This window comes from Aster yellows witches'-broom phytoplasma AYWB (assembly GCF_000012225.1).
Taxonomy (GTDB): domain Bacteria; phylum Bacillota_I; class Bacilli_A; order Acholeplasmatales; family Acholeplasmataceae; genus Phytoplasma.
Genome location: NC_007716.1, coordinates 276,981 through 294,835 on the forward strand (window position 1 = coordinate 276,981; position 17,855 = coordinate 294,835).

General features: G+C 27.5%; 17 protein-coding genes, 7 tRNA genes and 3 pseudogenes. 23 read left to right on the forward strand and 4 right to left on the reverse strand.

Annotated elements, in window-relative coordinates:
- The first annotated feature begins 8 nt into the window (after window positions 1–8).
- From AYWB_RS01250 to AYWB_RS01280, 7 genes are all read left to right on the forward strand, one after another.
- Window positions 9–84, forward strand: a tRNA-Ala gene (locus tag AYWB_RS01250).
- A 38-nt stretch (window positions 85–122) separates the two neighbouring features.
- Window positions 123–199, forward strand: a tRNA-Met gene (locus AYWB_RS01255).
- Between the two features lies 1 nt (window position 200).
- Window positions 201–277, forward strand: a tRNA-Ile gene (locus tag AYWB_RS01260).
- Between the two features lie 6 nt (window positions 278–283).
- Window positions 284–374, forward strand: a tRNA-Ser gene (locus tag AYWB_RS01265).
- A 17-nt stretch (window positions 375–391) separates the two neighbouring features.
- Window positions 392–468: transfer RNA gene (locus AYWB_RS01270), tRNA-Met, on the forward strand.
- A 5-nt stretch (window positions 469–473) separates the two neighbouring features.
- Window positions 474–549, forward strand: a tRNA-Asp gene (locus AYWB_RS01275).
- Window positions 550–551: 2 nt separating this feature from the next.
- A tRNA-Phe gene (locus AYWB_RS01280) sits at window positions 552–627 on the forward strand.
- A 324-nt stretch (window positions 628–951) separates the two neighbouring features.
- Here the strand turns inward: AYWB_RS01280 and AYWB_RS01285 are convergent.
- The 4 genes from AYWB_RS01285 to AYWB_RS01300 all read right to left on the reverse strand — a co-directional run bounded on the left by AYWB_RS01285 (window position 952) and on the right by AYWB_RS01300 (window position 4,192).
- The gene (locus AYWB_RS01285) at window positions 952–1,686 is read right to left on the reverse strand and encodes an ABC transporter permease subunit (protein WP_011412544.1); all 735 of its coding nucleotides are present in this window, start codon (window positions 1,684–1,686) and stop codon (window positions 952–954) included.
- Between the two features lie 2 nt (window positions 1,687–1,688).
- Complete coding sequence (locus AYWB_RS01290) at window positions 1,689–2,564, reverse strand: transporter substrate-binding domain-containing protein (RefSeq protein ID WP_011412545.1); 876 nt, start codon at window positions 2,562–2,564, stop codon at window positions 1,689–1,691.
- Between the two features lie 187 nt (window positions 2,565–2,751).
- Entirely contained in the window at window positions 2,752–3,498 is a 747-nt protein-coding gene (locus AYWB_RS01295) for an amino acid ABC transporter ATP-binding protein (RefSeq protein ID WP_011412546.1), read from the reverse strand.
- On the reverse strand, window positions 3,491–4,192 hold the full coding sequence (locus AYWB_RS01300) for an ABC transporter permease subunit (RefSeq protein WP_011412547.1): 702 nt from the start codon (window positions 4,190–4,192) through the stop codon (window positions 3,491–3,493). Before AYWB_RS01300 ends, AYWB_RS01295 begins: the two co-directional genes overlap by 8 nt.
- Before the next feature lie 860 nt (window positions 4,193–5,052).
- Between AYWB_RS01300 and AYWB_RS04390 the strand changes: the two genes are divergently transcribed.
- From AYWB_RS04390 to AYWB_RS04515, 16 genes and pseudogenes are all read left to right on the forward strand, one after another.
- On the forward strand, window positions 5,053–5,175 hold the full coding sequence (locus AYWB_RS04390; protein WP_274376786.1) for a hypothetical protein: 123 nt from the start codon (window positions 5,053–5,055) through the stop codon (window positions 5,173–5,175).
- 11 nt (window positions 5,176–5,186) lie between these two features.
- Window positions 5,187–6,482: a hypothetical protein gene (locus AYWB_RS04225; RefSeq protein WP_011412548.1), complete on the forward strand. Its 1,296-nt coding sequence runs from the start codon at window positions 5,187–5,189 to the stop codon at window positions 6,480–6,482.
- Between the two features lie 228 nt (window positions 6,483–6,710).
- Window positions 6,711–6,890, forward strand: coding sequence for a hypothetical protein (locus AYWB_RS04040; RefSeq protein ID WP_011412549.1), 180 nt, complete (start codon window positions 6,711–6,713; stop codon window positions 6,888–6,890).
- 360 nt (window positions 6,891–7,250) lie between these two features.
- Entirely contained in the window at window positions 7,251–7,946 is a 696-nt protein-coding gene (locus AYWB_RS04230; RefSeq protein WP_011412550.1) for a hypothetical protein, read from the forward strand.
- A 535-nt stretch (window positions 7,947–8,481) separates the two neighbouring features.
- Window positions 8,482–9,189 (forward strand): DUF2963 domain-containing protein, encoded by a 708-nt coding sequence (locus AYWB_RS04235; protein ID WP_011412551.1) that lies wholly within the window; start codon window positions 8,482–8,484, stop codon window positions 9,187–9,189.
- A 137-nt stretch (window positions 9,190–9,326) separates the two neighbouring features.
- Window positions 9,327–9,485, forward strand: coding sequence for a hypothetical protein (locus AYWB_RS03655; protein WP_011412552.1), 159 nt, complete (start codon window positions 9,327–9,329; stop codon window positions 9,483–9,485).
- 162 nt (window positions 9,486–9,647) lie between these two features.
- Window positions 9,648–9,865: pseudogene (locus tag AYWB_RS04240) on the forward strand (sigma-70 family RNA polymerase sigma factor); the annotation flags it as partial.
- 140 nt (window positions 9,866–10,005) lie between these two features.
- A pseudogene (locus AYWB_RS01325) lies at window positions 10,006–10,632 on the forward strand (sigma-70 family RNA polymerase sigma factor).
- Window position 10,633: 1 nt separating this feature from the next.
- Entirely contained in the window at window positions 10,634–10,948 is a 315-nt protein-coding gene (locus AYWB_RS01330) for a single-stranded DNA-binding protein (RefSeq protein ID WP_011160778.1), read from the forward strand.
- A gap of 60 nt (window positions 10,949–11,008) precedes the next feature.
- The gene (locus tag AYWB_RS01335) at window positions 11,009–11,341 is read left to right on the forward strand and encodes an HU family DNA-binding protein (RefSeq protein ID WP_011412474.1); all 333 of its coding nucleotides are present in this window, start codon (window positions 11,009–11,011) and stop codon (window positions 11,339–11,341) included.
- 13 nt (window positions 11,342–11,354) lie between these two features.
- Window positions 11,355–11,498 (forward strand): hypothetical protein, encoded by a 144-nt coding sequence (locus tag AYWB_RS04045; RefSeq protein ID WP_187321650.1) that lies wholly within the window; start codon window positions 11,355–11,357, stop codon window positions 11,496–11,498.
- 37 nt (window positions 11,499–11,535) lie between these two features.
- Window positions 11,536–11,979: a hypothetical protein gene (locus tag AYWB_RS01340; RefSeq protein WP_011412554.1), complete on the forward strand. Its 444-nt coding sequence runs from the start codon at window positions 11,536–11,538 to the stop codon at window positions 11,977–11,979.
- The gene (locus AYWB_RS03910) at window positions 11,972–12,262 is read left to right on the forward strand and encodes a hypothetical protein (RefSeq protein ID WP_156956356.1); all 291 of its coding nucleotides are present in this window, start codon (window positions 11,972–11,974) and stop codon (window positions 12,260–12,262) included. The genes AYWB_RS01340 and AYWB_RS03910 overlap by 8 nt, the downstream gene beginning before the upstream one ends.
- Before the next feature lie 65 nt (window positions 12,263–12,327).
- Window positions 12,328–14,475: an ATP-binding protein gene (locus AYWB_RS01350; RefSeq protein WP_011412556.1), complete on the forward strand. Its 2,148-nt coding sequence runs from the start codon at window positions 12,328–12,330 to the stop codon at window positions 14,473–14,475.
- A gap of 20 nt (window positions 14,476–14,495) precedes the next feature.
- Complete coding sequence (locus tag AYWB_RS01355; RefSeq protein ID WP_011412557.1) at window positions 14,496–15,398, forward strand: hypothetical protein; 903 nt, start codon at window positions 14,496–14,498, stop codon at window positions 15,396–15,398.
- Window positions 15,399–15,487: 89 nt separating this feature from the next.
- Window positions 15,488–17,791: pseudogene (locus tag AYWB_RS04515) on the forward strand (hypothetical protein).
- The last annotated feature ends 64 nt before the right edge of the window (window positions 17,792–17,855 follow it).

Genomic DNA, 17,855 nt, shown 5'->3' on the forward strand with positions numbered 1-17,855 from the left:
TTTTGTTTGGGGCTTTAGCTCAGCTGGAAGAGCATCTGTCTTGCACACAGAAGGTCAGCGGTTCGATCCCGCTAAGCTCCACCATAAAAACATTAACATTAATATATTAATCTTAAAATGATGGCGGTGTAGCTCAGCTGGCTAGAGTGTACGGTTCATACCCGTGAGGTCGAGGGTTCGAATCCCTCTGCCGCTACCATGGACCTGTAGCTCAGCTGGTCAGAGCTACCGGCTCATAACCGGTTGGTCGTAGGTTCGAATCCTACCGGGTCCACCATTTTTTGGAGGAATACCCAAGTCCGGTTGAAGGGGTCAGTCTTGAAAACTGAGAGGTCCGAAAGGACGCGGGGGTTCGAATCCCTCTTCCTCCGCCATCAATTAAATATTATACCGCGGGGTAGAGCAGTTTGGTAGCTCGTCGGGCTCATAATCCGAAGGTCGTAGGTTCGAATCCTATCCCCGCAACCAAAATTGGTCCGGTGGTGTAGTGGTTAACATGCTTGCCTGTCACGCAGGAGATCGCGGGTTCAAGTCCCGTCCGGACCGCCATAGGCTCTGTAGCTCAGTCGGTAGAGCAGTGGCCTGAAGAGCCTCGTGTCGACAGTTCGATTCTGTCCGGAGCCACCATATTATTTTCTGATTTTATTTTTTTAACTATATCTTTCTTAAGCCAAATAAACAAATGAGTAGCCCCAAAAAGGCTACTTTTATCTTTTTATATCGACTTTTATTAAATTATTTATAACTATTAGAATATAAAAAAACCACCTTTTTGGGTGGTTTTTTTATTGATATAAATTTTAATTACATTATTAAATTTATATTTCGTCTACTGTAAATTGTTCCAAATTCCCCAAAAGTTCATTTTAGGTTCTTTTTTCAAGATTTCTATAGAAGAAGGAAAGTCTTTTAGATAATAAAGTAAATCATTATTATTTTCTTTAAATAATTTTATTTTCTATCAATTATTTTTTCTATTTTTTTTAATAATAAAGAAACTAATAACACCAAAACTAAATAAGCAAAGACAGGAATTAACAAAGCAATTATTCCTCCTGTTATACTATTGCTTCTTTTGTGTACTGTTTGTGCCACTTCAAAAAGTTCGTTCATCCCAATAACTCCAAAAACACAACTATCTTTGATATTAACGATAAATTCATTAGAAATTCTTAATAAAGATTTACGGACAACTTGGGGACACACAACTTTTTTAAAGGTTTGTGTTTGTGTCATTCCCAAAGCTAATGCTGCCTCAATTTGTCCATAATCAAAAAACTCCATATTTTTAATCATAATTTCGGCAAGATAAGCGGCTGAGTTGAAAGTAATCACAAATAAACCAGACTGAAGTGGAGTTAACCATCCAAAATAACCAGTTCCTTTGAGTCCGAAATGAAATAAAACTGCTTGTAGCATCATAGGAACACTTTTAATTATAAAAATATAGCCATTGATGATGTAATCAAACATTTTGATATAATATCTTTTAGCAATATTTGTCCTTACCCGCTTATTATTTTGAATAATTTCTTTAAGATGCAACAAACATAAAGACACCATAAAAGCTCCTATAGTGCCAAAAAAAGCAATCTTCATGGTGTTTTTAAAACCTTCAAAATACAATGTATGCCAATCTTTTAATATTTGGCATAATAAACTTAACCAAGAGTTGTTATTAGACATTATCAGTTTTGATTTATTGCAACTTCAATAGCTTTTTGCTTTAATTCTTGGGTTGTGTTGTTATCTGTTGTAAATTGTAATTGTTCTAATGCTTCGTCCACTTTATTTTTAAGTTTGTCATTTCCTTTTTTAATTCCTATACGTGATTGAAAGCTTTCTTGAGTTTGATCTCTTAAATCTGTATTGATTTTTTCCATTAATTCCTTGTTAATTGTTTTTTTTTCCATTGCTAAAGTTGGATTTTTTTCTAAAAAAATATCTGCGATATCTGATTCTACAATAAATCCGTCAATTTCATTAGCTTGTAATGCCAACTTTATTGTTCCTAAATCTGAATATTCTTGAGTTTGAGTTGTTATTCCTTCTGCTATTTTTTGATATGTAGAACCACTTTGGTAACCGATTTTTTCACTTTGTAAGCTTGAAAGATTATCAACTTTTGAACCTTGTTTTAAAACAATTTTAACTGTTCCAAAAACATAAGGTTTTGAAAAATCAATTTCTTTATCTCTGTCAGGATTTTTGTTTAAGCCTGCAACAACTAAATCTATGTCATTGGAATTTAAAGCAGAAATCAAACTATTAAAATTTATTTTTTTGATTACTAGTTTTTTACCTAACTTTTCTGCTAATTTTTTAGCGATAAAAACATTATAACCACAAGCATATCCACTTTGTCCATAAATGGGATGATTTTGGTCTTTGTTTTTTTCATTTTTTGTTGGAATAACATATTCTAAAGGCGAGTATTCAAGTTCCATGCCTATTACTAAAACATTATTTTTAGTATTTTTCGGCCATAAAATTCCTCCTATTATCCCTAAAATTAAAAAAACACCAACAACTAAACTAATAATTATTTTTTTATTTAGTTTCATTTATTGCCTCTTTTTTTAGATTATATTATTAAAATTATTTATTAAAAAGTTTCTCAAATTTTTAATTTAATGGTAATTATTTTTTTACCAGCTGAAATTACCCCCTTTATTTCATTATTTTTTTTGTTTTCGGTTGTTTTTTTTGTAATTATGATAAACAGATATTATAATTTATTATATCTTGGTCTCATTTATATTTATTAAAAGAAGCATCTTTGAGGAATTTTTTTAATTTATCGCTTTGAGGGTTGTTAAGGATTTGTTGTGGGTTTCCTGCTTCCAAAATTATACCATCTGTCATAAAAACAATTCTATCAGAAATTTTTTGAGCAAATGCAATTTCATGAGTTACTAAAATAATAGTTATTTTTTCGTGAGTTAAGTTAGTCATAATATCAAGGACTTCTTTAGTTAATTGTGGGTCCAAAGAAGCGGTAGGTTCATCAAATAAAATTATTTCTGGATTCATACATAAGGCTCTTGCAATTGCAACTCTTTGTTTTTGCCCCCCTGAAAGTGTTTGAATGCTTTGAGATGCTACATCTAAAAGTCCTACTTTTTGTAGTTTTTCGCGTGCTATTGTTTGTGCTTCTTCTTTGCTTTTTTTAAATACTTCTGTGAGTGCCAAAGTACAATTATTCAAGACATTTTTGTGGGCAAATAAATTGAAATTTTGGAAAACCATGCCAATTTTTTTTCTTAAATTATGCACATTATATTTTGGATTTAAAATATTTGTTCCTTCAAATAAAATATTGCCAAAATCAGGTTCTTCCAATAAATTAAGGCATCTTAAAAGAGTAGATTTACCAGCTCCTGAAGGCCCTATTAAAGTAATAATTTCGTTTTGTTTTATTTTTAAATTAACTTCTTTTAAAACAGTTTTAGTGCCATATTGTTTTTGGAGATTTGTAATTTCGATGATATTATGCATTTTTATTACCTAATTTGGTTTCTAGTTTTTTTAAAAGATAATAAGAGATGAAAATTAAAATTATATATATTAAAGATGCGTTGATATAAGGAGTTACATAGTCATAACTTTTTTTGGCTAATTTTTGACTCAAAGTAAAAATATCTACAACTGTAATTACATAAAAAACACAAATATCTTTTATATTTAGAATAAATTCATTGATAATACGTAGTAAAGATTGATTAACTAATTGAGGACATATAACGCATTTAAAAGTTTGTTTACGATTCATTCCCAAAGCTAGGGATGCCTCAATTTGACCAGGGTCAAAAAAGGACATATTTTTAATCATAAATTCTGCTAACATAGCACAAGAATTAAAAATAAGGATAAATAGTGCGGCTTGAAAAGGAGTTAACCAAGAACAAAACCCTGCTATTTTTGTTCCCCAATACAAAAGCATTGCTTGTAACATCATAGGGACACTTTTAACAAAAAATATATAAAAATATAATAAAATATCTATCGTTTTGTAAAGATATCTCTCATAAAAACTTATCCGTTCCTTTTTTCTTATTCCTTTGAGATAAAGTAGCCATAAAGATAACAAAAAAGCCCCTAATGTTCCTAAAAAAGCAAGGCTTATAGTAGTGACAAATGCATTCCAATATGAGGGTATATTATTTATAAATAAAGTATAGCATTTTTTCATAGGATCGTTCCACAGTTTCTTCCTTTTTCGTATATTTAATTGTATTTTTTTGATATAGTTTTATACAATTTTACTTAAATTATTTGTTATTTTCTTTGGTTTTGATTTAAGATAATAAATTTCATAATAATTTTTAAAATTCACTTTATGAAATCGTTAATTTAATAGTTATTTAAAAATTTATTAATGTTTTTAAAAAGAAAAAATTATTTCATTTAAGTAATGCCTTTATTATAACACATTATTTGTTTGATAATGGTGTTTTTTTATATAATTATTTTTTTCAATAATTTTTTTGAAGTGAAATTTATAAAATAACAACCATTAAGGGGATGCCGTAAATGGTTTTTTTCAATAATTTAATTTATAATTTTAATATTTTTATTTTGCTGGGTATCAAAGTTCCTTAACTGTTTGGATCTATATTTTCGGATAATGATGAATAAGTTTTTTCAAAAAACAAAGTTTAATTGAACTTTTAAAGCATCTTTAAAACTATCAATATCAAATGTTTCTCTTGTGAAAATAGTAACTTGTACGCGTCTTCCCAAACATCAACATTTAAAATATCATTAAAAAGGCAGTCCATAAATGAATTGATATATTTGCTACTGTCTCAAAAAGAATAGGCGATAACTCCGCAAAAAATATGTTATTATTAATAAAATAAAAAGGAGAATAATTAATATGGCAAAAAAATAATCGTTCTTATTTTAGAAGTTTTAGAAACAGAAAAAATGACTTTGGCGGATATTTAATGTCGGGTTTCACCTAAATTAGGTCTTTTTATTCTGCTGCTGTTTTATTTTGCTTCAAAAGGTTATTTATCAATAGCTAAATAATAAAAAGGAGTATAAAAAATGACTTTAAGTTTGGAACGAATTAAATGTTATAAAAAACATTTAAAAGAAAAAAAAGAAGAAAGGTATTTGTCATTAAGTGATGATGATTTGAAATTGGATTATTCTTTAAAAAACAATTAAAATAAATTAAATTGCAAGAAATTAAACCAAAATCAAAAATTTTAAGGCATTATCGAGATTCTTCACAAAATGCTAAGGATAAACTTTTATATAATTTCAAAGATTCTAAAAAAATATCTTTTATTACTTTGACAGCTCCTTATGATGATTTACAAGGTAAAACTATAAAATATACTCATGAACCTGATATTATGGGACAGGTAAGGAAACGTTTTATTCGTTTAGTGAGAAAAAATTATTTATCAAATTTATTTCAACAATGCTCTCAAAAAGATTTGGTTTATTCCAAAATGCAAGATTTTCGTTATTTTTGGTCTTTGGAAACTACTAAATTAGGAGTTATTCATTATCATATTATTTTTAATATTGATGTTTTAAATTCTTTTGGTGTATATTCTCGTTATTTGTGTACTGATAAAGATTATGCTTTGGGTTTGAAAAACCGACCTATTAAAGGAAATAAGAGTATTTTTTATGATGATTATTTAATGCATAAAATAGATGAAAAAGGTAATATTAAAATACCTCAAAATTATTATGAGAAAAAGAATGTTAAAGTGTCAAAAATTACTTTGCTTTGGGCTAATGCTTATGCATCTGTTATGAATAAAAATAATATAAAACATTATAAACATTTAAATCCAATTAGTCAAAACGTTCAAATTTTTAGACCATCAAAAACAAATCTTTTATTTGAAAAAATTGAAATTAGTAAATGTAAAGTTTTTTATAAGGGCACTTTTGATAAAAAAAATTATGTTAATAAAGTTGTTTCATATGTTAGTAAATATGTTTCTAAAAATGATAAACAAATTGAATCAAATTCTAATAAAGGAATTGATTTTTATAGTCGTCATTTGTTTGGATTTTCTGGTACATGTTTTTCTTGTCCTCAAGAATCTTTTTTAGCATTATTCCCTTATGATATAATTAAAGAAATAGAATTAAGTTCATTTCCAATGGTTAATTTTAATTTTTCTAATATATTTGAATGGAATATTAAAAAAATAATTAATGGAAAAAATATTAAAATTCCACATAATTTAACTTTATTGTTTAAATCTTATATGACTCCAAACCAAGTTCAAAATTCTAATTATTTTAGTTTAAATTTATCTAGTATTCAACCAAAAAATTATTTTCTTAATAAGAATTTTAAAAAATATTTTAAATTACAAAAACTTAAATTAAAACTTAAAAAAGATTATGAAAAAAAAGATATTAAAATATTAAATAAAGTTGAATGTCAATATTGGTATAGATATCTTGAAAATAATTATATTCAAAGTTTTCAACTTTCTCCTTAATTTGATTAAATTAGTTTAAATTAAATATTTTTAATTAATTTTGCTGTCTAATTATTGGACGGCTTTTGTTGTTGGAAAAAAATAAATAAAATTATTTATAAATTACAAAAACCTAAAAAAACTTAAAATTATTGAAATTATTAATGCTATAATATAAGTAATAAGAAAAAGATTTTTTTAAAAGAAACAATATTTTGAAAAAACTCAGCAATCGCCTACAAAAATCCCTTGAAAAAAGAAATACAAGATGAATTAGTTAAAAACAATAATGCTAATGAAGTTTTGGTTAAACAATTAAACACAAAACAATCACAAATAAAAGAGTTAAAAGGTAAGATTAAAATCTTAGAAACCAATGAAACTCAATTACAAAAAACCACCAAACATAAAGATGAAGAAATAACTTAATTACAACAAACTATCCAACAACAATCGCGAGAAATCCAAAGATTAACAATTCAATTAGAACAACAAATAAATCTTTTTTGCTGAACAAGGTAAAAAGATTTTACAACTAGAAGGAACCATTAAAGGTTTAGAAGCAGCCAATAGTGGATTAGGAGAAACCAACAAAGAATTACAACATGAAATTGATAAATTAAAAAATTAATTATAATTAGCAAAAAAGCCCACACAACAATGAAAGAAAAGCTGCTTAAATCAGATATCCTCAAAGGAGGCGTCACAATAGGCTCCTTAGGTGGATCCGCAGCTTAATTGTAGGTGGTGTGCTGCTACTGGTGTGGTTGTAAATGAAGTAATAGACGCATGGAAAGCTCTAAAACAAGGGTTTTATACAAGAAAGAGAATATAAATGAAAAAAATAAATTTAGATTATATACAAAAGATATTTTTTTAACTTATTCAAAATGTCCTTTGGGTAAAGAAAAGATTCATAATCATATTAAAGAATTAATGGCTTCAAAAAAACAAGAAATATCATATATCATTTCTAACACCGAAAACCATCAAGACCACAAAAAGATTCACATCCATGTTCTTTTTCAATTAACTAAACGTTTTAATATTCAAAGTGATAGATTCTTTGACATTGAAGGGTTCCATCCTAGAATTAAAACTGCTCGTAATATAGAAAAATCAATTTCTTATATAAAAAAAGATGGCGACTTCATTGAAGAAGTCACCCTAGACATAAAAATATACGTTCGTCAAAATCAGAAAGAAGAATGTAAACAATTAATCTATGATAAAATAGGTATATTAAAAGACCAATATTATTATAATGATAATTTAACTTTAAGTCAAGTTAAAAAATATCTTGATTATTTTATTAAAAATCTAGACCTTGATTTTTATTACGAACAAATAGATTTAATTGAAAAAATTCTAAAAAAAAGTTTATCAAACAATATGAGGAGTTTTTGGAAGAACAAGAAATCGAAACCAAATCAATTTTTAGTTTCGATTCTTTTAAGAATAATGATAGTACGCAAGAAATTATAATGGCTATAAAGGAAGAGATGAATGTAACGCATCGTCCTAAATCCATTGTGATTGAGGTCCCTAGTAAACTAGTTAAAACCGATTTTATTATAAGCTATTTGAATCACCAACAAATACAATTCAATTATATCAGGGGTTCATTAGAATTTAACAAAAATATCTATAATGATAAGTTTAAAATAGATGTTTATGATGATATAAGCATAAGAGATATTAAACAAGCAGGTTTGTTAAAAAAATATTATAGGTGGTCAAAGAGGATTTATAGTAGATATTAAATATTATCCTAAAAGAAGATTATCTGTTAATAAATCATCAACCTTTTTATGTAATGAAGATATTAGTTTTTCAAAATAGTGTAAACTAGAAGAATCTTGTGGTGACAACGAACATAAATATATCAATAAAAATTGTATCTTTATAAATGTAGAAGATAAATTATATAAAAATTTTAAAAAACAAAATATTTAAAAAAAAATAAAATGTTGTTAAACCAGCAATAAACAACAATGATAAAAAAAGTAGGTAAACAAAATTGAAAAAAAACAATCAAAAACAATCAAATAAAATTTATATCTTTTGGGGATCGATTGTTTCATTAGCTTTTGTGTTTGTATTAGTTATTTTATTAATAGCTATTAATAAACCTCAAGCTAAAACGGACACCCAAAAAGAACAAGAAAAATATAATATTCAACCCCAAAAAGAACAAGAAAAATATAATATTCAACCCCAAAAAGAACAAGAAAAATATAATATTCAACCCCAAAAAGAACAAGAAAAATATAATATTCAACCCCAAAAAGAACAAGAAAAACAACATAATACAATTATTTCTAAATCGGACAAAGAAGTTGATTCTTTAACGAATTCAAAAAAACAAATTAGATATAGACTTGATGGCAAAACAATAGAACAAATTGATGAATACAACAAAAATAATAAACTAATTAAAAAAACTGATTTTAATTTAGACGGAAAATCAATTAATTTTATTAAAGAATACGACCCCCAAACAGGTTACATGATTAAACTAACTAATTATAACTTAAAAGAAAAAACAATTAATTTTATTAGAGAATACGACCCCCAAACAGGTAATGAAATTAAATCAACCATTTTTAATTTAGACGGAAAAACAATTACTTTTATTAGAGAATATGACATTCAAAAAAAGAATAAAATCTTAAAAGAAACTTATTACAACCAAGATGGAACTATTAAAGAAACCAAAACATTTTAATCATGAATAAAAAAAGAAAAATTTTATTAATAATTTGGGCTATATTTATCTCAATTATTATTTTAATCCTTTTTTCCTTTAATATAAAACATAAGCCCCTAATTTAATTAGGGGCTTATACAAGAAAGAGTTTATAAATGAAAAAAACTAAGTTTCAAAAAAATGCAAAAGACATCTTTTTAACTTATTCAAAATGTCCTTTAGGTAAAGATAAAATTCATAATTATATAAAAGAAATAATGATATCTAAAAAACAAGAAATTTCATATATCATTTCTAACACCGAAAATAATTAAAGAAAGAACAAAGCCCCCCCTTTTTTGAGAGCCCCCTACAAAAATAAAGGGCGAACTGAGATGTTCCAAAAGTTTAGAGACTTTTTACTTTTTTAAAAACTCTTTAAGACTATAAAAAATAATTTCCTATCCTTTCTAAAAACGTTTTTAGAAAGGATTAAAATGTTAAGACAAGAATTAATTAAAGAATTTTTAAAAAATAACAAGAATTTAAACATTCGTAATCAATCAATTAATTAATTTACATTTACCTTTAGTAAATAAAATAGTAAACAGATTGAAATATTATCCGCTTTTATTAGAAAGAAAGGATTTATACCAAGAAGGAATTTTTAGGATCAATTAAAGCTCTCAATAATTACAAAGATTTAGGTTATGATGAGGTGTTCCAAAAGTTTAGACACTTTTTTGTTTTTTAAAAATTCTTTAAGACTAACTATTAAGTTAGTCTTTTTTTGTTTCAAAGACTAAAAAAATAATTTCATATCTTTTCTAAAAAATGTTTTTAGAGAGGAATTGAATGTTAAGACAAAAATTATTTAAAGATTTTTTAAAAAATAAAAAGAATTTGGAAATTCGTAATCAATTAATCGAACTTCATTTACCTTTAGTAAAAAAACTAGCTTATCAATTTAAATATTATCCGTGAGTTTTAACTAAAGAGGATTTATATCAAGAAGGGATTTTAGGATTAATCAAAGCCCTTAATAATTACCAAGATTTAGGCTATGACTTTATCGCCTATGCAACACCAACAATAAAATCAGCAATCAGCGAACTAATAAGAAAAAGCCATTCACCTTCAATCCCCCAAAAAACAACCAAATCAAACAATATCAGTTTTAAAGAAGAACAATACAAACAACCTAATTGGAATAAAATCCTTAATCCACATCAATTATGGTTAAAACAAGTAAAACATGAATTATTAATAAAAAAACTAAAAACTAAACTAAGTAAAAATGAATTCAATGTTATTTGTTTAAGTTTTGGTATCTCACTAGAAAACAACAACGAACCTAATCAACAACCCCTAACCAATCATGCCATCGCCCAAAAACTAAATTTAACTTTAAAACAAATAGAAAACTTAAAAAAAGACGCCATCAAAAAACTAAACCCAAATTATAAAAATAAGGAGAAATAAAATGTTAAATAAAGTCCAATTAATCGGTAATATCGCTCATAACCTAGAAAAACAATATATCAATAGCAACAACGAACAAATCCCTAAAATAGATTTCAATTTAGCAATTAACAATAAAGATAAAGTGCAATACATCCCTTGTGTCGTTTTTAGAAATCAAGCTGAAAACATGAGTACATATTTAAATAAAGGTTCAAAAATATATGCAGAAGGCGCATTATCCATCCAAAAATATACCACAAACGAAGGTAAAACGCGAACCACCACCAAAGTAATTATCCAAAACGTCATCTTTTTAGACAACAAAACTAAATAATATTTAAAAAATTAAGTCCCCAAAATGGACTTTTTTTATAAACCAAAAGGAGAAAAAAATATGAATAAAAAAGAATTAATTAAATCAATAGCTGAGGTAAATAAAACCTCAATAACCCAAACCGAAGAGTTTTACAATTCATTTGAGAATGCTCTAATTAAAGCAATTACATCAAATGAAGAAGTAGTTTTATCCTCTAAAATTGGCAAATTCATCTTAAAAACTAGAAAAGCCCACATAACACCCGAAACTAAATTCATCATCAATAAACAAACAGGAAAAAAAACAGTCAAAAGAACTGGTAAAAATTTAAAAATACCTGCAAAAACGGTTGTTAGTTTTAAAATGTCAAAACCAATCAAAGACGAAGTCAAAAAACTTCAATTAAAATAAAAGGAGAAATAACATGAGCGACGCAATGACCGAAACATACCAAGGAACTCACTTTAAAGACCGTTCAACCACCAAAACCCACAAAGGTAAATGGATAAATTTACATCATTCCAATAAAACCTTTAAAAATAAAAAGAAATTATCTAAAAATAAATGAATAAATTTTATAAAAATTATTAAGAAAGTAGGAAATAATGTGGATTTTTTCAATATTTACAATAATTAGTAATTTTATATTAAATTACACTAAAGGATTTACCGCTGCTGAAATCATGGAAAGAAGATTGGATGGAATACAAACAACTCTATTTACAATATTAATCATTACTGGTTTTAAACCTATTTTTAAATTAATTAAAAATACAATTGTTTTTATTAAACAAACTATTATAAACATATTTTTTCCTAATAAAAAACTTCAAACTTTAGAAATCAAAAACACCAAACAAGAACATCAAGAACAATTATTACTTCAAAAACTAGAACAAATAAAAACTGCACAAGAAAAAACATTATCTCAAATAGAACAACAAAAACATAAAGTAGCCATTTGGCAATCTAAAAAAGAAAGAAAAAGATTGTTAAAATCACAAAAACACAACAACACCTCAATCGGAAAGGACAATGAAAATGACTGATTCAAATTTTACTATTGGCTTCATGACGGGCGCAGTTTTTGTTACCGTTTTATGTTTTATATTTAAACATCTATTTTTTAGTTTTCTTCAACTATTCAACCCTAACGACACTCATCCGTTCAAAAGAAGAATACAAGAATTACCAACCCCAAAACCAAACAATACAAACAATAGCCAACCCAAACCCCAAACCCCACAATCAACTCAAAACCAACAAAAACCCCACTCACAAACAAACAACCCAAATCATCCAAAAACCAACCATCCAACCCCTGGAAAATAAATAACAACCAAGACTCTCACCACGAGAGTCTTTTTTTTGTACCAATTCACACGAAAGGAGAAAACATGAAAACATTAACAAAAATATATCTTAGTTTTTTATCAATATTTGTTTTAATCCTTATTGTTTTATTTATTATCGGATTAACCAAATCACCATTCACAACCAACAATAACCAAAATACACCACCAAACACTCACACACACCACCACGAAGAGGCAAAACAAAATAACAAAGAACTAAACCCCAAAGAAAAAGAAGCACTTAGTGAAATCCAAACTCGTTTACAAGAATTAGAATTATTCAACCAAAAAAATATAGAAAAATCAAAAAAAATAAAAGAAGAAGACAACATTTTATCTCAACAAATTAATTCTAATTTAGCAAAAATCAACACTTTAAATCAAGAAATAAATACCCTGAAAAACCAATTAGAAGAAAAAACCAACCAATTAAATAACAAACAAACAAACTTAACTAATGATGAAAAAACAAAATTAGAAAATGATATAAACGCAATAAATCAAGAAATAACCAAAACAACCCAAAAACGAGATAAAATCAATGACGAAACCAAATCCCAAACTAAAAAACGAGTAGAAAACACACAATCACAATTAACTAATCAAAACAAAATCCAAACAACTAAATTAGAAATAGATAAAACCACCAACTTCAAAGATATTTATCAAAAAATAAACACCTTGCAACAATCAATTAATTACAATAACGCAAACAAAGAACAAATAAAAGAACTAATCACCCAACACCAAGATGACCCCCAAGAAATCCAAAACCTAAAAAGTTATGATTTATTCTTAGACGGACAATTAATCCAATTCGAAAAACAAATTAAACAACTAAAAAACGAAATTGAAATCATCCAAAACCCAAACACCCCAAAACTTGAAAAAAAGAAAGTCACATTCAAAGATGTATACGGAATGGAAAGGGAAAAAGAAGAATTAGAAGATTTAATTTATTATTTAAAAGATGATAACAACGATTTAGTTAACTATGACAAAATCAAACCCAAAGGGTACCTACTATACGGCCCTCCTGGAACAGGTAAAAGTTTTTTAATGAAAGCTTTATGTAATGAAACCGAAGCACATTTTATTGAATTTGAACCTTCTAAACTAGATAAGACTTACGTTGGTGAAGGCAATGAAGAATGGGAAAAAATTTGGAAAGAAGCAGAATCACATGGTAAAGCAATTATCTTTATCGATGAAATCAGTGGACTTGCTAATAGAGAAGACAAAAACACTAACAAAACAAGTCAAAATATAATTAATAATATATTAACTAAACTAGATGGATTTAACAGTAATAACAAAAAAATTGTCTTAATGGGGGCAACTAACTACCTTAATCAAATCGACAAAGCCCTAAGAAGTAGATTTAGCAAAGAAATCAAAATCGACTTAATCAAAGACCACGAAATTGAAGACTTCTTAAAATTCCTAATCACACCTTATCAAATTAGTTATCACACATATATACATTTAAATGATATCGCCAACAAATGTAAGGGTAAAAACTATTCAAATCGTGATTTAACAACTATCATCAACGAAGCATACAACAAAACTAATAAATATAAATCACAAAATAAAATTCATGAAGTAATGTTGCCTTCCGACCTAGATGAGGCAATAGACGTCAAACAAAATAAAAACAAAAACATGAACGATATCAAAAAACGCAGAAAAGAATGCGAAGAACAATATACAGCATGGAAACAAGGAATAATCAAATACCTAAAACCCCCAAAAGACCAAACAATGATTAAAAGAACTTACACCTTCTACGGCCTCTACGGCCTAGGACGCGGTCACCACCGCGAACACGAACCCGCCGACCTCGCCCTATTTGTAAAAAACCCATTTGACAAATGGTACGATGAGGGTATGCGAGTAGATGAGTTTGATGGTTTCTACACAAAAGAAAAACAAAATGATTCACAATTTGGTGGGGGCAATGGTGTTCGTATAGATCCATCAAATCATTACATAAAACTCAAATACGAAGGCCCCAAACACCTAATCGAAGAAGATAAAGACTTTTTCATGGATGAAGTAAACTGCACCTCAAACGAAAGAAGTCCTGAAGGCGTTTTGAAAAGCAAAACCTACTACCTACACTTCAACCCCAAACAAGGCTACATCACCCTATATACCCAAAAACACAACACAAAAGAAAATAAATAATTAGAAAGAGAGAAAATAATATGGCAAAAAAAATAATCATAATCAAAAAAACTAAAAAACAACAAACAACCAAAAAAACCACAAAAAATCAAAGAAAATTAACCCCAAAAACCACCAAAGCAACCATAATGAAAAAAACTTCAACAAGAATTACTAAATCAACCCCAAAAACTACAAAACCAATTAAACAACAAAGAACCGCACAACCTACTAAAATAATCGTTTCAACCCAACAAAAGCAAGATAATTGGTTTGTAAAAATAATCAAACCACTAAAAACTACAATCCTCATTTTATTACCACTCACACTAATTGTAGGTGGTATTTATTGGGTTCTTTTTAAATTCTTTCCTGAAATATTCTCCCAAATAAACGATTTTACAATCAATGCCGCTACCAAAACCAAATCGTTATACGATAAAATTACTCAACCAATTCGCGATTTTATCGAGTATATCCATAATAAAGCAACAGGCAATAATCAAAATCCTAATCAAACACCTTCACGCCAAAATAAATTAGGTTATTATCTCGCAACTACCCTGAGTATAATCGGTATTTGTTTGGGAATTGGTAAAATCGGTAATTGGTTAAAAGGTGGCACGAAAAAAGCTATCCGAAAAGGAACTAAAAAAATAATTCAAAAAAAAGCTACTTCCAAAATAGCGAATGTCGGTAGTAAAATATGTAAAATTGGTGGTAAAATTTTATTTTGGGTTTCTATAGCATCAACCGCTTATGAACTTTACCAATTTTATCAAGAAGGAACCCGAAATCCAAATCCACCTCAACAACTAGAAAATAAAAATAAAAACCCAAACACTCACACACACCGTCACGAAGAGGCAAACCAAACCACAAAAGATGAACCTCAAGAAAGAGAAACTCAAAAAAAAAAAAAACAGCCAAACCTCCTGAACTAAACAATAACGAACAAACTCCTCAACTAACTACACAACAACCAATTCATAAACAAAAAATAGAAAACAAGAGAAATGAATTAAATCCTGAAATGCAAAAACAAGTTGAGGAGTTAATCCAACAAGAAAAAGCAAAAACTCAACAATTAGAACAAGAAAAAAACTATCTAGAAGCTAATTTACAAGCTCAACAATTAGAAATGTTAAACATCAAAAATCAAAAAGATAACTTAGAAAATCAACTCACATCAAAAGAAAAAGAATTAGCAAACAATCAAGAATTAACAGAAGAAACCAAAAACAAATTACAACAAGAAATTAACGATATCCAAACTAATTTAAACCATCAAATTGAAAATACCCAAAACAAAAATAACGAAATCCAAAATTTACAAACCCAAAAAACTCAATTAGAAAATCAATTGTTTTCAAACAAACAAGATTTAGAAAAACTACAGCAAGAAATTAACCAAAAAGAAGAACAACTACACATCAAAGAACAACAATTAATCAGTCAAATTAACTTATCTAATGAAGAAAAACAACAACTAAATTCAGAAATTAACACCTTAAAAACTGATATTAACCAAGAAAAGGTTAATTTCGAAGCTCAACTAGCACTCAAAGAAGAAGAAATCAAACAATTAAAACAAAATGAAGATAAACTAAAACAACAATTAACCCAAAAACAAGAAGAAACCACAAACTTAAGAGAACAACATTTAAAAACTTTGGAAGAAATCCAAAAACAAATTGCAAATTACAAAAACATGGTTTCTGAACTTGAACAAGAAACCAAAAAACTAAAAGAACAAATTGCAAAAAACAATGAAAATACTAAACAATTACAAGAAAAATTATTAACTAAACAAACACAAATCAATAAAATTAACCAAGAATTAGTTAGTCTTTCAAATCAACAAATTTCTTTACAACAAGAATTAAATAATTTAACACAACTTTTTGATGAATGGGAAAAGAACTGTGAAATTAAAGCTAATGAAATAGCATCAAACCTAGATTTAAAAAATGTCAAAAGAGTTATTGACCAAAAAATATATTATTCTACCGAGCCTTTTACAGTTGAATTAAAACCATTCAACCCTTACCAACCCCAAAAAAACGAAAATAAACAAACAATAAATAGCCTAGAAATAAAAATTAACAATGTCAAGTATTACTATATTAAATTTTCTTTTTACTCTAATTTTTTCTGCATAAAAGACAAAGACCTAAATGAAATACACTGAATATACAATATCACAAAAAGTCCAACAGATTGGATGTTTCAATTTAGTCATAACGTAAGCGAAACTCTTCCACCAACTAAACTCAATAATTATAAATCCCTATTAGAACAAAAAAATAATGATTTATCTGAAATTAAAAAACAACTAACCAAAAAACAACAAGAATTAAATAAATATCAACAAGAATGCACTGATTTAATTATCAACCAAAAACCTGATGACACTCTACAACAAGAACTAAATAACAAAGAAACGCATATCAAAACCTTAAAAAACGAAATGCAACAACTAAAAATTAAAGAACAAGGATTTAGAAGTGAAATAGATACTTTGAAACTAGAAAACAAAAACCTAAAAGAAAAATACACTAACGATTTAAATAAAATCCAAGAACAACTAAACACATCTAAAACCGAAAACGAACAACTAGAAAAAGAAATCAAAGAAATTCAAGATGAATTAGTGAAAAACGGCAATGCAAACGAAGCATTAGTTAACCAATTAAATAATAAACAAACTCAAATTAAAGACTTAAAAGGCAAAATCAACATCTTAGAAGCTAACGAAATTCAACTACAAGAAATAATCAACCAAAAAGATGAAGAAATAGCAAAACTACAACAAACCATCCAAGAACAAGCAGAACAAATCATCAAACTAACCGCCGAAATTGAAACCAACATGAAAACCTTTAAACAACAAGCAATCAAAATCCAACAACTAGAAGGTGCAATCTCAGGACTTGAAGGCGCAAGCGGTTCATTAGGATTCGAAAACAAAGAACTACAACACGAAATCGAAAAACTAAAAGAGCAATTGAGAACCGAACAACTTGCTCACAAAGCAATGAAAAAGCAATTAGATGACCAAATCCTTAGATTAGAAGAAGACAAATCAACCCTAACCACCAAAGCCGACCAACTAAAAATCAAAACCTCCAAATGGGACAAAAGCGTAGAAAGAACAGGTGCAGTAGTAAACACAGTTATTTCAACGAAATCAGGAGCCATAATAGGAGCTTCATTGGGCTCTGCCATTTTACCTGGTGTCGGTACGATTATTGGCGGAGGCATAGGTGGTTTAATTAGTGGTGCCGCATCTGTTGCATCAAAATGGGACACATACAAACAATGGCTTGGATGGTAACAATAATGAATATTTTTTTGCATTATTGTTCTATTTATGTTAAAATAAAAGTAAGTTAAAAAAA